Source organism: Novosphingobium pokkalii, from assembly GCF_014652855.1.
GTDB classification, from domain to species: Bacteria; Pseudomonadota; Alphaproteobacteria; order Sphingomonadales; family Sphingomonadaceae; genus Novosphingobium; species Novosphingobium pokkalii.
On record NZ_BMZP01000003.1, the window covers coordinates 1 to 17,879 of the forward strand.

Sequence of the window (17,879 nt, forward strand, 5' to 3'; positions counted from 1 at the left end):
CTGGAACGACGCATTCCTGCTCTCCGTACTCCGTCATATGCGATAGCCCTGCTCTGAAGAGGAGGGGGCTTGTTCACACCATCAATGCCGGATCAGATAGTCGAACGCCGCCAGCGAAGCCTTGGCGCCCTCGCCCATGGCAATGACGATCTGCTTGAACGGCACCGTGGTGCAGTCCCCGGCGGCAAACACGCCATCCAGGCTGGTGGCGTTGTGCGCGTCCACCTCGATCTCGCCACGGTTGGTCATGGCGATGCTGCCATTGAGCCATTCCGTGTTGGGCACCAGGCCGATCTGCACGAAGATGCCTTCCAGTTCGACCGTGTGCTCCTCGCCGGTCTCGCGGTTCTTGTAGACGAGGCCGGTCACCTTGCCGCCATCGCCCAGCACTTGCGTGGTCATCGCCGAGGTGATGATCGTCACGTTGGGCAGGCTGCGCAGCTTGGTCTGCAACACGGCATCGGCGCGCAACTGGCTGTCGAACTCGATCAGGGTGACATGGCGGACGATACCGGCCAGGTCGATCGCCGCCTCGACGCCGGAATTGCCGCCGCCGATCACCGCCGTGCGCTTGCCCTTGAACAGCGGGCCATCGCAGTGAGGGCAGTAAGCCACGCCCTTGTTGCGATATTCGTCTTCGCCGGGCACGCCCATCTGGCGCCAGCGCGCGCCGGTCGAAAGGATCACCGTCTTGGCCTTGACGCTGGCGCCGCTGGCCAGTTCGATGTGGTGCAGCCCGTCGCCATTGGCCGGCTTGAGCTTGACCGCCGCCTGGACGTTCATCACGTCGACGTCATAGTCCTTCACGTGCTGTTCCAGTTGGGCCACCAGCTTGGGGCCTTCGGTGTGCGGCACGGAAATGAAGTTCTCGATGCCCATGGTGTCGAGCACCTGGCCGCCGAAACGCTCGGCCACCACGCCGGTGCGGATGCCCTTGCGCGCGGCATAGATCGCGGCCGCTGCGCCGGCCGGGCCACCGCCCACCACCAGCACGTCGAACGGATCCTTGGCGGCGATCTTCTCCGCCGCACGGGCCACCGATCCGGTATCGAGCTTGGCGACGATCTGGGCCAGGTCCATGCGGCCCTGGCCGAACTGCTCACCGTTCAGGTAGACAGTCGGCACGGCCATGACCTTGCGCCGCTCCACTTCATCCTGGAACAGCGCGCCATCGATCGCCACGTGGGTGATCGCGGGATTGAGCGCGGCCATGATGTTGAGCGCCTGCACCACGTCCGGGCAGTTCTGGCACGACAGCGAGAAGAACGTCTCGAAATGCAGCGGGCCTTCCAGCGCGCGCACCGCATCGAGCAGTTCGGCCTCTTCCTTGGGCGGGTGCCCGCCTACGTGCAGCAGCGCCAGGATCAGCGAGGTGAATTCGTGGCCCAGCGGCAGGCCGGCGAACACGGCCTGCGCCTTGCCCTCATCGGCGCGGATGGCAAAGCTGGGGCGGCGTTCGTCCTGCCCGTCGAGGCGGACCGAGACCTTGTCGCTCAGCGCGGCGATCTCTTCCACCAGGCTCCGCGTGTCGGCCGACTTGGGGCTGTCATCGAGGCTGGCGACCAGTTCGATCGGGCGGCGCAGGTTGCCGAGCAGGCCCTTGAGCTGGGCGGTGGTGGGGGCGTCGAGAACGGGCATGGCGTGTTTCTCTCAGGCAGGAGGGTGCGTGCCGCGTGGGGCCATGGACGGCCTCACGCCTGGGATGGGGCGGAATATATCGAAAATGGGGGCAGCGTGCGCAGTCATAAAGGGCATGGCCCGAAAGGCGCTGTGCCAATGCGTCGCCGCCAAGTGCCGGGGCGACGCCGCGCGCCGCCCCGGAGTCTTGTGCAAGAGGCTTAGATCTTGCCGACGAGGTCGATCGAGGGAGCCAGGGTTTCGGCGCCTTCTTCCCACTTGGCCGGGCAGACCTGACCGGGGTTTTCGCGCCAGTACTTGGCAGCCTTGATCTTGCGCACGAGTTCGGCGGCATTGCGGCCCACGCCCTCGGGGGTGATTTCCACGAGCTGGATCACGCCATCGGGATCGACCACGAACGTGCCGCGGTCGGCCAGGCCAACGCCTTCGCGCAGGATGCCGAAGTTGTTGGAGATGGTGTGGTTCTGGTCACCCAGCATGTAGTAGTTGATCTTGCCGATGGCCGGCGAGCTGTCGTGCCAGGCCTTGTGGCTGAAGTGGGTGTCGGTCGACACCGAGTAGACTTCCACGCCCAGGCCCTTGAGCTCTTCATAGCTGTCGGCAAGGTCTTCCAGCTCGGTCGGGCACACGAAGGTGAAGTCGGCCGGGTAGAAGAAGAACACGCCCCACTTGCCCAGGACGTCAGCATCGCTGACATCGACGAACTTGCCCTGGAGGTAGGCAGTGGCCTGGAACGGCTTGAGCTTGGTTCCGACGATCGACATGGGTTCGACTTCCTTGTGGTTGGTCGTGGCTGAAAAGAATGACGGCAACAGGAGCGCGGCACACCGCAGCGCACCGGCGCCCTCGTTGCAAGGCAGCAATTAGGCATGGGGGCGACCGATTGCCAATGATCAATTCCGCCCAGATTGATTGATCCTTTCGATCACAGCCCCAACCGCACCAGCCCCTCCTCCATTCCCTGCCGGCTTGCCCTTTCGCCACTGCCCTGCGGGGGAACCAATTGCGCATTTGCGAATTGCAGCGGCTGCACACCTGGGTTTGCACGCGCACAGACCATTCGCCATTTGGCCGCCGCTTGGCGCGCATGGGGCACCGGCCGCCGCGAAAATCCTTGTCTGCCAAGATACTGGCGCAAGCCGATTGCACTTTCTGCAAGCCTTGTTCGAAAACTTTCACTTGCATCGCCACCGGCCGCTAGCCAAGTGGCCGAATATTGAACTAAACTGTCTCGTTCCATTTTTTGCCGATCTGACAGGAACCCCCCGATGCCCGCCCCCGATACCGCTGCCGAGACGCCCTCCAACGATCCTGCCGCCCCGGCGCAAGACGCACCGCCCGCCACCAATGGTCGCCGCAAGATGATCGGTCGCATCGCACTGGGCGTGGCGGCGGTCGGTCTGGTCTATGGCATCTACGCCTTCATCGATTATCGCAACAACGGCCAGTACATCCAGTCGACCGATGACGCCTATGTGAAAGCCGATGGCGTGACGGTGAGCTCCAAGCTGGCCGGCTATGTCCGCCAGATTGGCGTGGCCGACAACCAGCAGGTGGGCGCCGGGGCATTCCTCGTCCAGATCGACCCGACCGATTACAGCACCAAGCTGAGCCAGGCCGACGCCCAGGTGACCGTGGCGCGTGCGGCCGAGCAGGCCACCGCCGCCGGCATTGCCGAAGCGCAGGCCAGCCTCGACCAGGCCCGTGCCGCCCTCGCCGCATCGCAGCGCGACTACAACTATTACAGCAGCGAAGTGGCGCGCTACACCCCGCTCGCGGCCAGCGGCGCCGAGCCGCGCACGCAGCTTGACCAGTTGACCAGCGCGCGTGACAAGGCCGCCGCCGATGTGCGCGCCAAGCAGGCGATGATCGAGGCCGCGACCTCGAAGATCGCCACGATCAAGGCGCAGGTGAAGCAGGCCGGCGCACAGATCGAATCGGCCGAAGCGAGCCGCCAGGCTGCCCGCAACGATGTCGGCACCACCCGCATCGTCGCCCCGATTGCCGGCAAGGTCGGCTCTTCGGCCGTGCGTCTGGGCCAGTACGTCCAGCCCGGCCAGCGCCTGCTCACGATCGTGCCGACCCAGGCGATCTATGTGGAAGCCAACTTCAAGGAAACCCAGATCGGCCTGATGCGCCCCGGCCAGCCGGTGACCATGCATGTCGACGCGCTGCCCGACGTGGATTTCCACGGCGTGGTGGATTCGATCACGCCGGGCACGGGCGCCAACTTCTCGCTGATCCCGCCGCAGAACGCGACCGGCAACTTCACCAAGATCGTGCAGCGCGTGCCGGTGCGCATCCGCATCAACGCCGGCGAGGAATCGCGCAAGGTGCTCGTCCCCGGCCTGTCGCTGACGGTCAATGTCGACACGCGCGGCGCCAAGGGTGCGATCAAGGCGATCCGCGCCGAGCAGGACCAGGGGACCAAGTAATGGCCGCCGCAACCCTTTCGGGTGAAGGTGGCAGTGGCGCCAAGGCGGCGGGCAAGCCTGCGGGTGCCCCCGCCAGCGGCAACGCCGACCTGACCGCCTGGCTGGCGGTGGTGGCCGGGGCCATCGGCGCGCTGATGGCCACGCTCGACATTTCCATCGTCAACTCGGCCCTGCCCACCATCCAGGGCGAAATCGGCGCCTCGTCCACCGAAGGGACGTGGATCGCGACCAGTTATCTGGTCGCCGAAATCGTCATCATCCCGCTGACCGCCTGGCTCGAACGGGTGTTCGGCCTCAAGCGCTTCCTGCTGATCGCCTCGGTGCTGTTCACCGGGTTCTCGATCGTCTGCGGGCTTTCCACCACGCTGACGATGATGATCATCGGCCGCGTCGGCCAGGGCTTCACCGGCGGGGCGATGATCCCCACGGGGATGACGATCATCGCCACGCGCCTGCCGCGCCACCAGCAACCGGTGGGCACGGCCCTGTTCGGCTCCACCCTGATCCTGGGGCCGGTGATGGGCCCTCTCGCCGGCGGTTGGCTGACCGAGAACTTTTCCTGGCACTATGCCTTCTTCATCAACATCCCGATCTGCATCCTGCTGATGGTGTTCCTCACCGTGGGCCTGACAAGCGCCAAGATGCGCCTGGAAGAGCTGTTCAGCGCCGACTGGCTGGGCATCGCCGGTATGGCGCTGGGCCTGGGCGGGCTGACCGTGGTGCTGGAAGAAGGCAACCGCGAGCAGTGGTTCCAGTCCACGCTGATCTGGCAGCTTACCGGCGTGACCATCCTGGGCTTCGTGCTGATCGGGCTGGGGCAGTTCTTTGCCAAGCGACCGGTGATCAAGCTGGCGCTGCTGCGCAACCGGGCTTTCGCGGCGGTCTTCGTGCTGGGCCTGCTGATCGGCTCGGTGCTCTATGGCACGGCCTATGTCATCCCGCAGTTCCTGGCCGCGATCGCCGGATACAACGCCTTTCAATCCGGGCAGATCGTGTTCCTCTCGGGCATTCCCGCCGCGATGATGATGCCGCTGTTCCCGCTGTTGGTGAAGAAGTTCGACTTGCGCTACGTGGTCTTGACCGGGATGCTGGTCATGGCCGGATCGTGCTGGATGGACACCACGCTGACGGTCAACTCGGACGGTTCGGACTTCGTGATCTCGCAGCTCATGCGCGGGCTGGGGCAGGCGCTGTCGATGCTGTTCCTGAACCAGGCGGCGATTGCCAGCGTGAAGCCCGACGAAGCCGGTGACGCCTCTGGCCTGTTCAACGCGGCGCGCAACCTGGGCGGCTCGATCGCGCTGGCCCTGCTCGCCACGTTGCAGGAACGCCGCGAGGAATACCACCGCTGGACCATCCACGAAGCGCTGCCGGCCAACAGCCCGTCGGTGCAGGACTGGGTTTCCAGCCAGGCCGCCTCGTTCGGCGGTGGCCCGGAAGGCCTTGCCGCCGCGCTGCGCTCGATCGACGGGGCCGTGCTCAAGCAGGCCCTGGTCATGGCCTACACCGACGAGTTCATTGCGCTGATGGTCGGCATTGCCGTCGTCATGCCGCTCGTTTTCCTTCTCCGGCCCCTGCCCAAGGGCCACCACAAGATGGCGATGCACTGATGCAACATTCCACTCGCCCCTTCGCGCCGCGCGCTGCCACGCTGACGCTGGCGCTTATGGCATCGGCCGCGCTGACCGGCTGCACCACGGTTGGCCCCAAGTACACCGGCGCGCCCGACGCCGCGCCGGCTGCCGCCGCGCGCGCCGCGTTCCTGCGTGGCGATGCCACCACCACTGCCACAGCCCCGGCTGCGCGCTGGTGGGAAGCGCTGGGCGATCCGGTGCTCAATGGCCTGATCGACAAGGGCCTGGCCGACGCGCCGGACATTGCCGCCGCCAACGCCCGCATTGCCCAGGCCCGCGCCGGGCTGGCCGCCAACAAGACCGCGCTGATCCCCACGCTCAACGTGTCGGGCGCGGTGCCCTATGTCAACGTGCCGTCCAACATCCTGGGCGGAAACGATACCGGGCGCACCGACACCACGATTTACAACGTGGGCTTTGACTCGAGCTGGGAACTGGATCTGTTCGGCGGCACCCGCAGCAAGATCGCCGCAGCCGGCGCCCGGGCCGAAGCAGCCGAGGCCAGCGCCAACGACGCGCGAGTCACGCTTTCGGCCGAAATCGCCCGCGCCTATGTCTCGCTGCGCGCCCGCCAGGCGGTGCTCGCGCTGCTCGACCAGCAGGCCGCGATCGATGCGCAACTGGTGAGCCTGGCCCAGGATCGCCTGACGCGCGGCACCGCGCCGGAACAGCCGCTGGCGCAGGCCCGTGGCCAGGCCGCCCAGACCGAAGGCGATCGCGCCAAGGCCGGCGCCGACATCACCGTGCTGATCGACCAGTTGGCCGTGCTGACCGGGCAGGAACCGGGCGCGCTCGACGTCACGCTGGCAACGCCTGCACCGCTGCCGCTGCCCCCTGCCAGCGTCGCGGTGGGCGATCCCGCCAGCCTGCTGCGCAACCGCCCGGATATCCGCATGGCGGAGCGCCAACTGGCCGCGGCCAATGCCGACATCGGCGCGCAGATCGCCGCAGGCCTTCCCAAGATCAGCTTCATGGGCCTGCTGGGCCTGGGCGGCACCAATATCGGTGACGTGGTCGATCCATCGAAGATCATCGGGCTGGCGCTGCCGCAGATCCGCTGGAGCTTGTTCGACGGCGGGCGTAACAAGGCCCAGGTGACCAGCAAGCGCCAGGCCTATGCCGAAGCGGAAGCGAACTATCGCAAGACCGTGCTGACCGCCTTGCAGGACGCCGAAGGCTCGCTCACCCGGTTCGGCAGCCAGCGGCAGGTCTATGGCAAGGCGCTGGATTCCCAGGCCCAGGCCGCGCGCGGCCAGGCCTTGCAGCAGCAGCGGGCCAATGCCGGCACGGTGTCGCGCAGCGACGCGCTGACCGCGCAACGCCAGCAGGTGCAAAGCGCCCAGGCCGCCGCCAGCGCCGCCGCAGAGCTGACCACCGATTTCATCGCGGTGGAAAAGGCCCTCGGCCTGGGGTGGCAAAGCCCCGCGCAGGACCGCTGAAATGGACCGTTCCCGTTCTGTTTATACCGCTTTGACGCGAATCGATTTTGTGTCAGTCTTCCTTCACAAGACGCCGCAAAGGCGTGAACCACTCGGAACGAGGGTTGGGAAGGATGGATTGGTTTTCGGATATCGGTCGCCGTGTGTGGCTGGCCTATCAGGAAGGGCTGGAAATGACCTGCCCGGCGCACCGCGAATGCGGCACGCGTACGACCGGCCAGATCGCGGCGCGCGACAGCAACTCGGCACTGCCCGCGCCGTCAACGGGCTTTGCGGCTTCGTTCCCATTCGCAGCCTCGGGCAGCGGGAGTGCGGCCGATGACGCAGCCGCCGCCTATCAACAAGGATCAAGCGCCAGGCACTGACGCGGCCGAAAGCGAAGGTTTCCTGTCCTGCCAGCCGGGCCGCAGGGGACGTCCCTCGGTCGCAGAGGCTGAGCAGCTCTACGGCAAGATCCTGGAAGCGAGCTGGCAAGTGCTGCTCGACACCGGGCTGGACACATTCACCTTCGATCGCGTGGCGCGCCATGCCCATATCGGCAAGGCGACGATCTATTCCCGCTTTGCCGGCAAGCGTGAACTGCTCGAAGCCTTGGTGCAGCACGGCATCTGGAAACGCCGTGCCGCGATCAGCGCGATCGACAGCAGCAGAAGCCTGGCGGAAACCTTCCGCACGCGGGCGGTTGAAACGCTCGAATTGCTGCACTCGCCCGATGGCAAGCTGATGGAGCGGCTGATCGACTGGCTCGATACCGAAGCCGGCAGCCCGCAAGGCGGCTATCGCGCGACAGTCTACCGCACGGCGGTCGACACCATTCGCGGTCATTTCGAACAAGCCCAGCAGCGCGGCGACATCGTGATCGGCGATTGCGAAAGCGCGGCACGGTTCTGGCTCGAAGGCATCCTGGGCCACTACAAGATGGCCAGTTCGGAAGTGGGCCAGGATCGCGCGCAGCACATGCGCTGGGCCGATCGCTATGTCAGCTTCTTCTTTGCCGGGGTGCGCCAGCAGGGCACGCCCGGTTCGCCGCTGGGTTGACCGCACTTGCCGCAAAACAGAAGCCCCCCGGACCGCAATCACGATCCGGGGGGCTTTTGCATGCGTGATGCGATGGAGTGCTGTCAGGGCGCGCGCTTGGCCTTGAGCGCGAAATCGACCGTCACGTTGTCGAGCAGCGTATCGGTGCCGCCCCATTCGCCGGTGCCGATGCCGAACGCGGTGCGCGACAGCGCGGCGGTGCCATGCGCGGTGGCGCGGTCCCCGTCGATGGTGAGGACAAACGCCAGCGGCACGGGCCGGATCTTGCCACCCAGCGACAGTGTGCCTTCGGCGACATAGCGGCCGGGCGATTGCGCCCGGAAGCGCGAGGCGGTGTAGATCGCTTGGGGATGCGCGGCCGTGGCAAAGAAATTGTCGCCCTTGAGCATGTCGTCGCGCTGGGCGTCACCGCTGGCGACAGAAGCCAGGTCGATCGTGGCGCGCAGGCTGGAATGCGCCAGGTCATCGGGCGAGAACACGATGCGCGCGTCCCAGCGGCCAAAGCTGCCGTTGATGGCATCGCCCGAATAGGTGGCATGAAAGCCCAGTCGGCCGCCGGGCACCAGTTGCCAGGCCACAGCGCCGGTCTTGGCCGCATCCGCCGCGCTTGAGGCATCGGCCGCAGGGCTTGCCGCACCATCGGCGGCTGCCGTAGCGGCCGGGGCATCCATTGCGCTGGTCGAGGCATCGTCATCGGGCTCGGCAGAGGCCGAGGCTTCCACGGCCGGCGCCGGGGCACTGCCACCGAACGACCAGACCCGGGCCAAGGCGAACGCGCCGACCGAACCAAGCAGCGCCACGATGGCGCCGATGGTGAGGCCGCGGCGCGTGACCGCCGGGATCATCCGGCCGAGCAGATCATCGCCCATGATGTGGTGACGCAGCGCGCCCGCCACGTGCAGCACGAACAGCGCCAGCGTGACCAGGCCGAGCGCGCCGTGGATGCTTTCCGCCGGCTCGTGCCAGGCGTGGCCGACCGGCAGGTTGGGCACAGGCAGCGTGCCGAAGACCATGGTCTGCATGCGGATCTTGGACGTGGAGACCATGATCCAGCCGCTCAGCGGGCCGACGATCATGATCGCATAGAGCAGCACATGGACGACCTTGACCAGCAGCTTGACCGCCGGGCTGCCCTCGGCCGGAGCCGGACGCCGCGCCACCAGCCGCACGATCAGGCGCGCCAGGCTGAGCGCCAGGATAAGGAAGCCCACCGACTTGTGGAACTGGTATCCGGCAAAGCTGGCCGTGCCCTTGGGCAGGTCTTCCAGCCGCCATCCGAGCGAGACCTGGAACAGCAGCAGGGCTGCAATCGCCCAGTGCAGCACGATCGCGCTGAGCGCATAGCGCTTGGGCGACAGGCCTTGGGAAAACGTCTCGTTCATGCTGCGCAAGTCTCCTGCATCCGTAACGGCCACCCGCAGCGGCTATAACAGGGTGCGCGGCGTTTTGGTATGTCTTGCATGCGGGGCGGGCCATGTCATCGATCGAGCGCCATCGGCATTGTGGCGAACACGGCTGGCCCGGTTGGCCTGGGCATGGCAGTCTGGCCGGGTTTTCGCTTTCCCGTGAAGGAGGAATGCCGGGTCATGAGCAGCAGCCCCTGGAGCCACAGCCGCCGTACCGGCGTGGCCGACGATGTCGACTTCGCCATTCGCGGCAGCGACTTGCAGTTTGTGGAGATCGAGCTTGATCCGGGCGAAAGCGCCGTGGCGGAGGCCGGTGCCTTTGTCTGGAAGGACGCCACGATCGAGATGACCACGGTCTTCGGCGACGGTAGCGAACACGACGGCGGCGGTTTCATGGGCAAGCTGCTGGGCGCGGGCAAGCGCCTGGTGACCGGTGCCAGCCTGTTCACCACGGTGTTCACCCATCGCGGCCAGGGCAAGGCCCGCGTCGCCTTTGCCGCGCCGGTGCCGGGCACGATCCTGCCGCTCAAGCTTTCCGACCTGGGCGGCACGCTGATCTGCCAGAAGGACAGCTTCCTGGCGGCGGCGCGTGGCGTGTCGATCGGCATCGCGTTCCAGCGCCGGATCATGACCGGCCTGTTTGGCGGCGAAGGCTTCGTCATGCAGCGGCTCGACGGCGATGGCTGGGTCTTCGTGCAGATGGGCGGCACACTGGTGGAGCGCGAACTGGGGCCGGGCGAGCAGTTGCACGTCGATACTGGCTGCCTTGCCGCCTACACGCCGTCGGTGGAATTCGATCTGGTCACCGCAGGCGGGGTGCGCAGCGTGCTGTTTGGCGGTGAAGGCCTGTTCTTCGCGCGACTGACCGGGCCGGGCAAAGTGTGGATCCAGTCCCTGCCTTTCGCCCGCCTGGCCGGGCGCGTGGTGGCAGCGGCCATTCCCGGCGGCGGCAGCAACCGGGGCGAAGGCTCGATCCTTGGCCCGCTGGGCGATTTCATCGACGGGAATCGCTAGAGTGCGATGACGAAAAGTGGGAACCGGTTTTTGTCAAAAATCGCGCGACCACAAATATCTAGAGCATGACGTCGGTTCATCGAAACGTCATCACGCTCTGGCGCTAGGCTTCGGAACGGCCCTTCGACAGGCTCAGGGCGAACGGAATTCTGAAGTACCATTCCGTTCGGGCTGAGCTTGTCGAAGCCCTTGGCACTTTGCTCGGTCAGAACTGTGTGCGCACGGTCAGGCCATAGGTGCGCGGGTCGCCCACCTGGCCCACGATCAGGCCGGTGTTGCCCGAAGCGACCGCCAACTGGTCAAAATACTTGGTGTCGAACGCATTGCGCACCCAGCCGTAGATGTCGAACCGGCCGTCGCGGCGCACGCCGAGGCGGAAGTTGGTGAGCGCATAGCCTTCAACCCAGGTATAGGCCGAAGGCGTGGGGTTGGACGAGAAGCGCGAGCGGTAGTTGCCGTCAACGCCGAGGTAGACCTGCCCTTCCCCGCCGAACGCCTGGACCGGCAGGTTGACTTCGCCGCCATAGGAGAACGACCACTTGGACACGCCGGGCAGAACCTGGCCGGAAATGTCGCACGAGAGCGGGCTGACGCCCGAAACGCCCGGTGCTGCCGGCGGGCTGGTGAGATTGCCGTTGCTGTCCACCGGCTGCGTGCCGCCCGACAGTTCCGGCGGGCACGGCGCGTTCTTGAAGCGCACGTACTTGGCGTCGGTATAGGCCGCGTTGGAATAGACGCTGAAGCGTTCGCTGGGGCGCAGCGCGAAATCGACTTCGACGCCCTGGGTGCGGACCTTTTCGGCATTGGCGAGATAGCCGCGCAACGCGCCCACGGTGTAGTTGGACACCTGTGCCTGGTAATCGTTGATCTCGGTGCGGAAGGCCGCGACGTTGAACGTGCCCTTGCGGCCCCAGAACTGCGTCTTGATGCCCACCTCGAAGTGGTTCACCCGCTCAGGCTTGATCGTGGCGAATTGCAGCAGCGGGGTGCCGTCGGTGTTGGAGGGCACGCCGTTGAGGTTGATCCCACCCGACTTGAAGCTTCGCGCATAGGTGCCGTAGACGTGGACGTCACGGGTTGGATCCCAGGCCAGGGTGACGTCGCCCGACAGGTTCCAGTCGCTGAAATTGGCCACGAAGTATTGCGGGGCCAGCACGGCGAGCTGCGCGGCTTCACGGCTGCTGTTGGCGCTTTTGCCGGTGGCGGGATTGATCTTGAACACCACCAGATTGCCGTTGCCGTCGGTGACGGTGGAATTGTAGACGCCGTCCTTCTTGTCGTAGTTCAGGCGCACGCCGGGCTGGATCGACAGCGTATCGGTCAGCTTGTAGCCGAACTTGCCATAGATCGCCGCGCTGGTGTTCTTCAGCGTGATGTCGTTGCTGGCGGTCAGGCCATTGAGCACCGAAGGATCGTTGGACAGCGCATTGCTGGGCGCGATCAGGAACTTGCTGGCGGCCGGGCCTTGCTGCTGCACGCCGGTGGTGTGGATCTTCTGGTAGAAGCCGAACGCGCCGACGGTGTAGTTGAAGCGGCCGGTTTCGCCGGTCAGGCGCAGTTCCTGGGTATACTGGTCCTGGTGCGAGGGGTTGTTGGACTTGGTGGTGATCGGCAGGCCGAGATAGTCGCGGTCGTTCGACGGATCCCAGTCCCAGAAGCGCCAGGCGGTGATCGAGGTGATCGTGCCCAGCCCGGTCTGGATCTTGGCGCGCAGCGAAACGCCGCCGGTTTCGTTCTTGGCGCGCAGGGCGACGTCTTCGTCGGTCAGGCGGTCGAACGGATTGGTGCTGGGCACGGCATAGTTCTGCGCGGCGGCGAGCGCGGCATACTGGCGGTTGGCGGGACGCTGGGTGGCGCCGGTGCGCACATAGACCAGGGCGCAGCAATTGGGGTTCTGCTTGTTGTAGTCACCCGCCAGGGTCACTTCCACGCCCGAACTGGGGCGCCACAGGAATTGCAGGCGAGCGCCCTTGTTGTCCTGCGAGTTGATCCACTGGCGCTGGGTGACGTTGTAGATCGTGCCGTCACGCTGGGTGAACGAGCCGGCGAGGCGCACGGCCAGGGTATCGCTGAGCGGGCCGGACACCGCGCCCTTGAGCTGGACGAAGCCGAGATTGCCGGCCGTGGCCTCCAGCCGGGCTTCGGGATCGAACGTTGGGGCGCGGGTGGTGATGTTGAGCGCGCCGGCGGTGGTGTTCTTGCCGAACAGCGTGCCTTGCGGGCCGCGCAACACTTCGATGCGGCTCACGTCTAGGAAGTCGAACGTGGATGAAGCAGCGCGGGCATAGAACACGTCGTCGATGTAGACGCCCACGCCCTGCTCGATGCCGTCGTTGGTCAGGCCGAGCGGGGCGCCGAGGCCACGGATGTTGACCGAGGTGTTGCGCGGGTTGGACGAATAGAATTGCAGCGTGGGCGTAAGCTGCGTGAGGCGGCCGACGTTGAACGCGCCGGTGTTCTCGATATGCGCGCCGCCCACCACGGTGACGGCCAGCGGCACGGTCTGCACCGTTTCGGCGCGGCGACGGGCGGTGACGACGATGCTGTCATCGACCGGAGCCGCAGGGGCGCCCCCGCCGGACTTTTCTGCGACGGGCGCGTCGGACGCGGGCGCTTCTGAAGCGGCATGGGCCGGGGCGGCGAGCGCGAGAGCCAGGCCGGCGGAAGCCACCGACGTGGCAAGGTTGGCGCGAACGAGCATGTCTTGGTCCCTTTCGCCATGCCGCATCGCGCGCGCGGAGGGGTTCCGTGGCGGCGGCGAACATGGTGTTTGTTGTGCTGTTGCCCCGGCTGGCGGCTCTCCGCAGAGCCATGATGCCGCCGTGGATGGTACTCTTTGACTTGGTCAGTTGGCCTTGAAGCGACGCTTTTCAGTCACGTCGATCTGGACGACGCGGCCTTCGTGAACAGTGAGGCCGACATGGCCGTAGCGCAGCCCGGACAGGGCCTCTCGCACGCTGTCGAGCGACTGCTCGATCAGGCGCGCGCTTTCCGGATCGGGCGTGGCAGGTGTGGTGGACATCGGCTCTCTCTTGCAAACGCGCGATCGGTGACGCGGCGTGTCTTGTTGCGCCCTTCCTATACTCAACTTACCCGATAGACATTAAACGAGTTGTTGCGGGCCACAAAGCGAAACTTTCGCGCCGATGAACAGCGCGTCGAGCGCGCGCGCACCACGGCCGCGCCGACCAGCGCAGCAGGGCAAGGCATTGATACCTTTAGATACAGATAAAAGTCCGCAGCGGGCTTGGGCATGCGCGGCCAGCCCGCTGCGGATGGGCCGGGGCGGCGCGCCGTGGGACACGACTCACCAAGGCCAAGATGCAATCTAGCGCCACCAGCGACTCTGGCGAGCTGCGCGGCGGCAGAGCGCGCGCGATTCTCGACAAAACGAGTAGAGATTGACCAGGCGCCTGTAACGTTTCCTGACCAGGATGCTTTGCGCTTGCCAGGGCGCCCCCGCCCGGTGCTAGTGTGCCTCACAGTCATACCACAGTAGCAAAGAGGACCGATGGCGCGCGGGACCGCAACAACAGCAAGCAGGACAGCAATCGTGGCAGAAACCAGCGCAGCGCCGGGTGGCGCGCTGCCCGTGCAAGGCCTTTCCCCGCTCGTTGATGGCCCTCCGCCACTGCGCTATTTCAATCGCGAGCTGAGCTGGTTGATGTTCAACCGCCGCGTGCTGGCCGAGGCGCAGAACACCAACTACCCGCTGCTGGAACGCCTGCGCTTCCTGTCGATCTCGGGCAGCAACCTGGACGAGTTCATGATGGTGCGCGTGGCGGGCCTGGCCGGCCAGGTGCGGCGCGGGATCGACGAAGTCTCGATCGACGGGTTCAGCCCGGCGCAGCAGTTGCAGCAGATCCACGGCGCGGTGGAAGACCTGGTGAGCGCGCAGCACGTGGTGCTGGGCGAGCTTTCCGGCCTGCTGGCCGAGGCGGGCATCCACATGGTGGGCGACAAGCCCCTGCCCCGCGCGCAGTCCGATTGGCTGGCACGCTATTTCGCCGAGCATGTGATGCCGGTGCTCACCCCGCAGGCGATCGACCCGGCGCACCCCTTTCCGTTCATCGCCAACCAGGGCACGGGCATCCTGTTCTCGATGGTGCGGGTGGCCGACAACGACCCTGTCACCGAGATGATCCTGATCCCGCCCTCGCTGCCGCGCTTTGTGCGCCTGCCCGAGGATGGCGGCTGGATCAGCATCGAGGAACTGGTGCGGCGCAACGCCGCCACGGTGTTCCCCGGCTTCCGCCTGCAAGGCTCCGGCACGTTCCGCGTGCTGCGCGACAGCGACATGGAGATCGAGGAAGACGCCGAAGACCTGGTGCGCTATTTCCGCACCGCGATCCAGCGGCGGCGGCGCGGCAAGGTGATCATGCTGCAATTGCAGGAGGATTTCGATCCCACCGCCGAGCAGTTGCTGCGCGACAAGCTGCGGCTGGACTATGCCCTGGTGGTGAAATCGCCGGGCCTTCTGGCGATGAACGGCCTTTCCCAGATCGTCGACATGCCGCGCCCCGAATTGAAGTTCGAGCCCTATAACCCGCGCTATCCCGAGCGTGTGCTGGAGCACGATGGCGATTGCTTTGCCGCGATCCGCGAGAAAGACCTGGTGATCCACCACCCGTTCGAGAGTTTCGACGTGGTGATCGATTTCCTGCGGCAGGCGGCCGAAGACCCCGATGTGGTGGCGATCAAGCAGACGCTCTATCGCGCCGGCAAGCAATCGGCAGTGATCGCCGCCTTGATCGCCGCGGCCGAGGCGGGCAAGTCCGTCACCGCCGTGGTCGAACTCAAAGCGCGGTTCGACGAGGAGCAGAACCTGCACTGGGCCAGCCAGTTGGAACGCGCGGGCGTGCAGGTGATCTATGGCTTCGTCGACTGGAAGACCCACGCCAAGGTGTCGATGGTGGTGCGGCGCGAAGGCGATGGCTATCGCACCTATTGCCACTTTGGCACCGGCAACTATCACCCGGTGACCGCGCGCATCTATACTGACCTGTCGTTCTTCACCGCCGATCCCAAGGCGGCGCGCGATGCCGGGCAACTGTTCAATTTCATCACCGGCTATGTCGAGCCCAAGAACACCGAGTTTCTCTCGATCTCGCCGATCGGGCTGCGCCGCACGCTCTATGACTGCATCGAGCGCGAGATTGCCTTTGCCCGCGCCGGCAAGCCGGCGACGATCTGGGCCAAGCTCAACGCGCTGACCGACAGCCGCCTGATCGAGCGGCTCTATGCCGCTGCGCAGGAAGGTGTGGACATCGCCCTGGTCGTGCGCGGCATCTGCTGCCTGCGGCCGGGCGTGCCGGGGCTTTCGGAGCGGATCACGGTCAAGTCGATCATTGGCCGCTTCCTGGAACACAGCCGCATCTGGGCCTTTGGCAACGGCGCCGCCCTGCCCAATCGCCGCGCCAAGGTGTTCATTTCCTCGGCCGACGGGATGAGCCGCAACCTGGACCGGCGCGTGGAAGTGCTGGTGCCGATCCGCAACAAGACGGTGCACGACCAGATCCTCGACCAGGTGATGCTGGCCAACCTGATCGATACCGAGCAAAGCTGGACTTTGCACGCCGATGGCGATTATCAGCGGGTTTCGTGTCGTTCCGACGCGGGCGAGAAACCGTTCAATGTGCACCGCTATTTCATGACCAATCCTTCGCTTTCGGGCCGTGGCGCGGCCCTGACCAAGGGGCGCAAGGTGCCCAAGCTGGCGCTCCGGCGCGGCGGCGCGACGGTGGATTGAGCCAAACCATGCCGTTTGGCCTGACCCGGGGCAAGGACACGCGCACGCGCGCGATCATCGATATTGGTTCCAACACCGTGCGCCTGGTGGTCTATGGCCAGCCGTTGCGCGCGCCCAAAGTGCTGCACAACGAGAAAGTGACTGCGCGGCTGGGCAAGGGCGTGGCCGAAAGCGGCGATCTTTCGCCCAAGGCCATGGCTCTGGCCCTCGCCTCGCTCGCCCGGTTCAAGGCGATCCTGGGCTTGCAAGGCGTGACCGAGGTGGATGTGGTGGCCACCGCCGCCAGCCGCGATGCCGGCAATGGCCCCGCCTTTCTGGAGGCGATCGCCAAGCTGGGGCTAACCCCGCGCCTGCTGTCTGGCGAAGAGGAAGCGATCACCAGCGCGCACGGCGTGCTTGGCGCCTTCCCCCGCGCCAAGGGCGTGGTGGGCGATCTGGGCGGCGGCAGCCTGGAACTGGTGGACGTGGATGGGGAGCGCTGCACCCATGGCGTCAGCCTGCCGCTGGGCACGCTGCGCTTGCCCGGCCTGCGCGCGCAGGGGCAGCGGGCTTTCGGGCAGAAGATCACCAAGGCGCTGGCCAAGGCGGAATGGAAAGCCACGCCGGGGCAGACGCTCTATCTTGTCGGCGGCTCGCTGCGCGCCTTTGCCCGCCATGTCATGGTGCAGACCAGGTTTCCGATCGACGATCCCCATGGCTATGAAGCCGATCCGGCCGTGGCGCTCAAGCTCGCCAAGGCGATGGCGCGGCGCAAGGGCGAGACGATCGGGCCGATTGCCGGGGTTTCCAGCGGGCGCCTGGCCAGCCTGCCCGATACGGCCGCGCTGCTCGCCGTGCTGATTGCGCGGTTGAAGCCGGAGCGGCTGGTCTTTTCCGCCTGGGGCCTGCGCGAAGGCGTGCTGTGGGAAGCGATGCCCGAAGCCGTGCGCGGACAAGACCCACTGGTGGCCGGCGCCTCTGCCTTTGCGCAGGAGCATGGCATTGCCGCCAACACCGCGAGCATGGTGGCCGGCTGGACCGCCGGGATCGTGCAGACCGACGGGCCGGACCGCCGCGAGCGCCTGCGCCTGGCCGCCACGATGCTGTGCATGGCCTCGGCCACGGTGGAGCCCAACTTGCGCGGCGACCTGGCGCATGAATGGGGCCTGCGCAAACGCTGGATCGGCGCCACCGCCCGCGACCGCGCGATGCTCGCCGCCGCGATGATCGCCAACACCGGCAAACTGGTGCTGCCGCCAGACCTGCCGCAACTTGCCAGCCCCGCCGCCTTGCGTGAGGCGCAAGCCTGGGGCCTCGCCACCCGCCTGTGCCGCCGCTTCACCGTGGGCGCGCCCTCGGCGCTCAACGGCAGCACTTTGCGCCGCGAAGGGGAAACGCTGGTGATGGAAGTGGAAGACCGCCACGCCGTGCTGATCAACGACAGCGTGGGGCGGGACTTGAAGGCCTTGGCGGCGCATCTGGGGCTGAAGGGGGCGATCCGGGAGCGTTGAGGCAGGGCACTTGAGGTTGACCCGGCCTTGCGTTAT

General features: G+C 66.3%; 13 protein-coding genes. 8 read left to right on the forward strand and 5 right to left on the reverse strand.

The genetic code is table 11. The features are described from left to right. Nucleotides 1–81: 81 nt before the first annotated feature. Complete coding sequence (gene ahpF / locus IE191_RS03635) at nucleotides 82–1,638, reverse strand: alkyl hydroperoxide reductase subunit F (protein ID WP_191323011.1); 1,557 nt, start codon at nucleotides 1,636–1,638, stop codon at nucleotides 82–84. Nucleotides 1,639–1,838: 200 nt separating this feature from the next. Next, the gene (gene ahpC / locus IE191_RS03640; RefSeq protein ID WP_191323012.1) at nucleotides 1,839–2,402 is read right to left on the reverse strand and encodes an alkyl hydroperoxide reductase subunit C; all 564 of its coding nucleotides are present in this window, start codon (nucleotides 2,400–2,402) and stop codon (nucleotides 1,839–1,841) included. A 504-nt stretch (nucleotides 2,403–2,906) separates the two neighbouring features. Here ahpC and IE191_RS03645 point away from each other — a divergent pair. From IE191_RS03645 to IE191_RS03665, 5 genes are all read left to right on the forward strand, one after another. Continuing rightward, nucleotides 2,907–4,073 carry an HlyD family secretion protein gene (locus tag IE191_RS03645; RefSeq protein WP_229815090.1) on the forward strand — a complete coding sequence of 389 codons (1,167 nt, stop codon included), beginning with the start codon at nucleotides 2,907–2,909 and terminating at the stop codon, nucleotides 4,071–4,073. Continuing rightward, nucleotides 4,073–5,683 carry an MDR family MFS transporter gene (locus tag IE191_RS03650; protein WP_191323013.1) on the forward strand — a complete coding sequence of 537 codons (1,611 nt, stop codon included), beginning with the start codon at nucleotides 4,073–4,075 and terminating at the stop codon, nucleotides 5,681–5,683. Before IE191_RS03645 ends, IE191_RS03650 begins: the two co-directional genes overlap by 1 nt. Continuing rightward, nucleotides 5,683–7,146 (forward strand): efflux transporter outer membrane subunit, encoded by a 1,464-nt coding sequence (locus IE191_RS03655; RefSeq protein WP_191323014.1) that lies wholly within the window; start codon nucleotides 5,683–5,685, stop codon nucleotides 7,144–7,146. The genes IE191_RS03650 and IE191_RS03655 overlap by 1 nt, the downstream gene beginning before the upstream one ends. 113 nt (nucleotides 7,147–7,259) lie before the next feature. Then, nucleotides 7,260–7,511 (forward strand): hypothetical protein, encoded by a 252-nt coding sequence (locus IE191_RS03660; RefSeq protein ID WP_191323015.1) that lies wholly within the window; start codon nucleotides 7,260–7,262, stop codon nucleotides 7,509–7,511. After that, nucleotides 7,465–8,184, forward strand: a complete 720-nt coding sequence (locus tag IE191_RS03665) for a TetR/AcrR family transcriptional regulator (RefSeq protein ID WP_191323016.1) — start codon at nucleotides 7,465–7,467, stop codon at nucleotides 8,182–8,184. Before IE191_RS03660 ends, IE191_RS03665 begins: the two co-directional genes overlap by 47 nt. A gap of 83 nt (nucleotides 8,185–8,267) precedes the next feature. Here the strand turns inward: IE191_RS03665 and IE191_RS03670 are convergent, their stop codons facing one another. Beyond that, a complete protein-coding gene (locus IE191_RS03670) occupies nucleotides 8,268–9,566 on the reverse strand; it encodes a cytochrome b/b6 domain-containing protein (RefSeq protein WP_191323017.1) in 1,299 nt (432 codons plus the stop codon). Nucleotides 9,567–9,770: 204 nt separating this feature from the next. Here IE191_RS03670 and IE191_RS03675 point away from each other — a divergent pair, with 204 nt between their 5' ends. Next, a complete protein-coding gene (locus IE191_RS03675) occupies nucleotides 9,771–10,604 on the forward strand; it encodes an AIM24 family protein (RefSeq protein WP_191323018.1) in 834 nt (277 codons plus the stop codon). A gap of 205 nt (nucleotides 10,605–10,809) precedes the next feature. Here the strand turns inward: IE191_RS03675 and IE191_RS03680 are convergent, their stop codons facing one another. Beyond that, nucleotides 10,810–13,305 carry a TonB-dependent receptor gene (locus IE191_RS03680; protein WP_191323019.1) on the reverse strand — a complete coding sequence of 832 codons (2,496 nt, stop codon included), beginning with the start codon at nucleotides 13,303–13,305 and terminating at the stop codon, nucleotides 10,810–10,812. Nucleotides 13,306–13,449: 144 nt separating this feature from the next. Continuing rightward, nucleotides 13,450–13,626 carry a YezD family protein gene (locus IE191_RS03685; RefSeq protein ID WP_191323020.1) on the reverse strand — a complete coding sequence of 59 codons (177 nt, stop codon included), beginning with the start codon at nucleotides 13,624–13,626 and terminating at the stop codon, nucleotides 13,450–13,452. A gap of 489 nt (nucleotides 13,627–14,115) precedes the next feature. On the opposite strand from IE191_RS03685, the gene IE191_RS03690 reads away from it, so the two are divergent. Both IE191_RS03690 and IE191_RS03695 read left to right on the forward strand, forming a co-directional pair. Then, nucleotides 14,116–16,353 carry an RNA degradosome polyphosphate kinase gene (locus IE191_RS03690; RefSeq protein ID WP_191323021.1) on the forward strand — a complete coding sequence of 746 codons (2,238 nt, stop codon included), beginning with the start codon at nucleotides 14,116–14,118 and terminating at the stop codon, nucleotides 16,351–16,353. An 8-nt stretch (nucleotides 16,354–16,361) separates the two neighbouring features. Next, nucleotides 16,362–17,843, forward strand: a complete 1,482-nt coding sequence (locus IE191_RS03695) for a Ppx/GppA phosphatase family protein (protein WP_191323293.1) — start codon at nucleotides 16,362–16,364, stop codon at nucleotides 17,841–17,843. Nucleotides 17,844–17,879 lie beyond the last annotated feature (36 nt).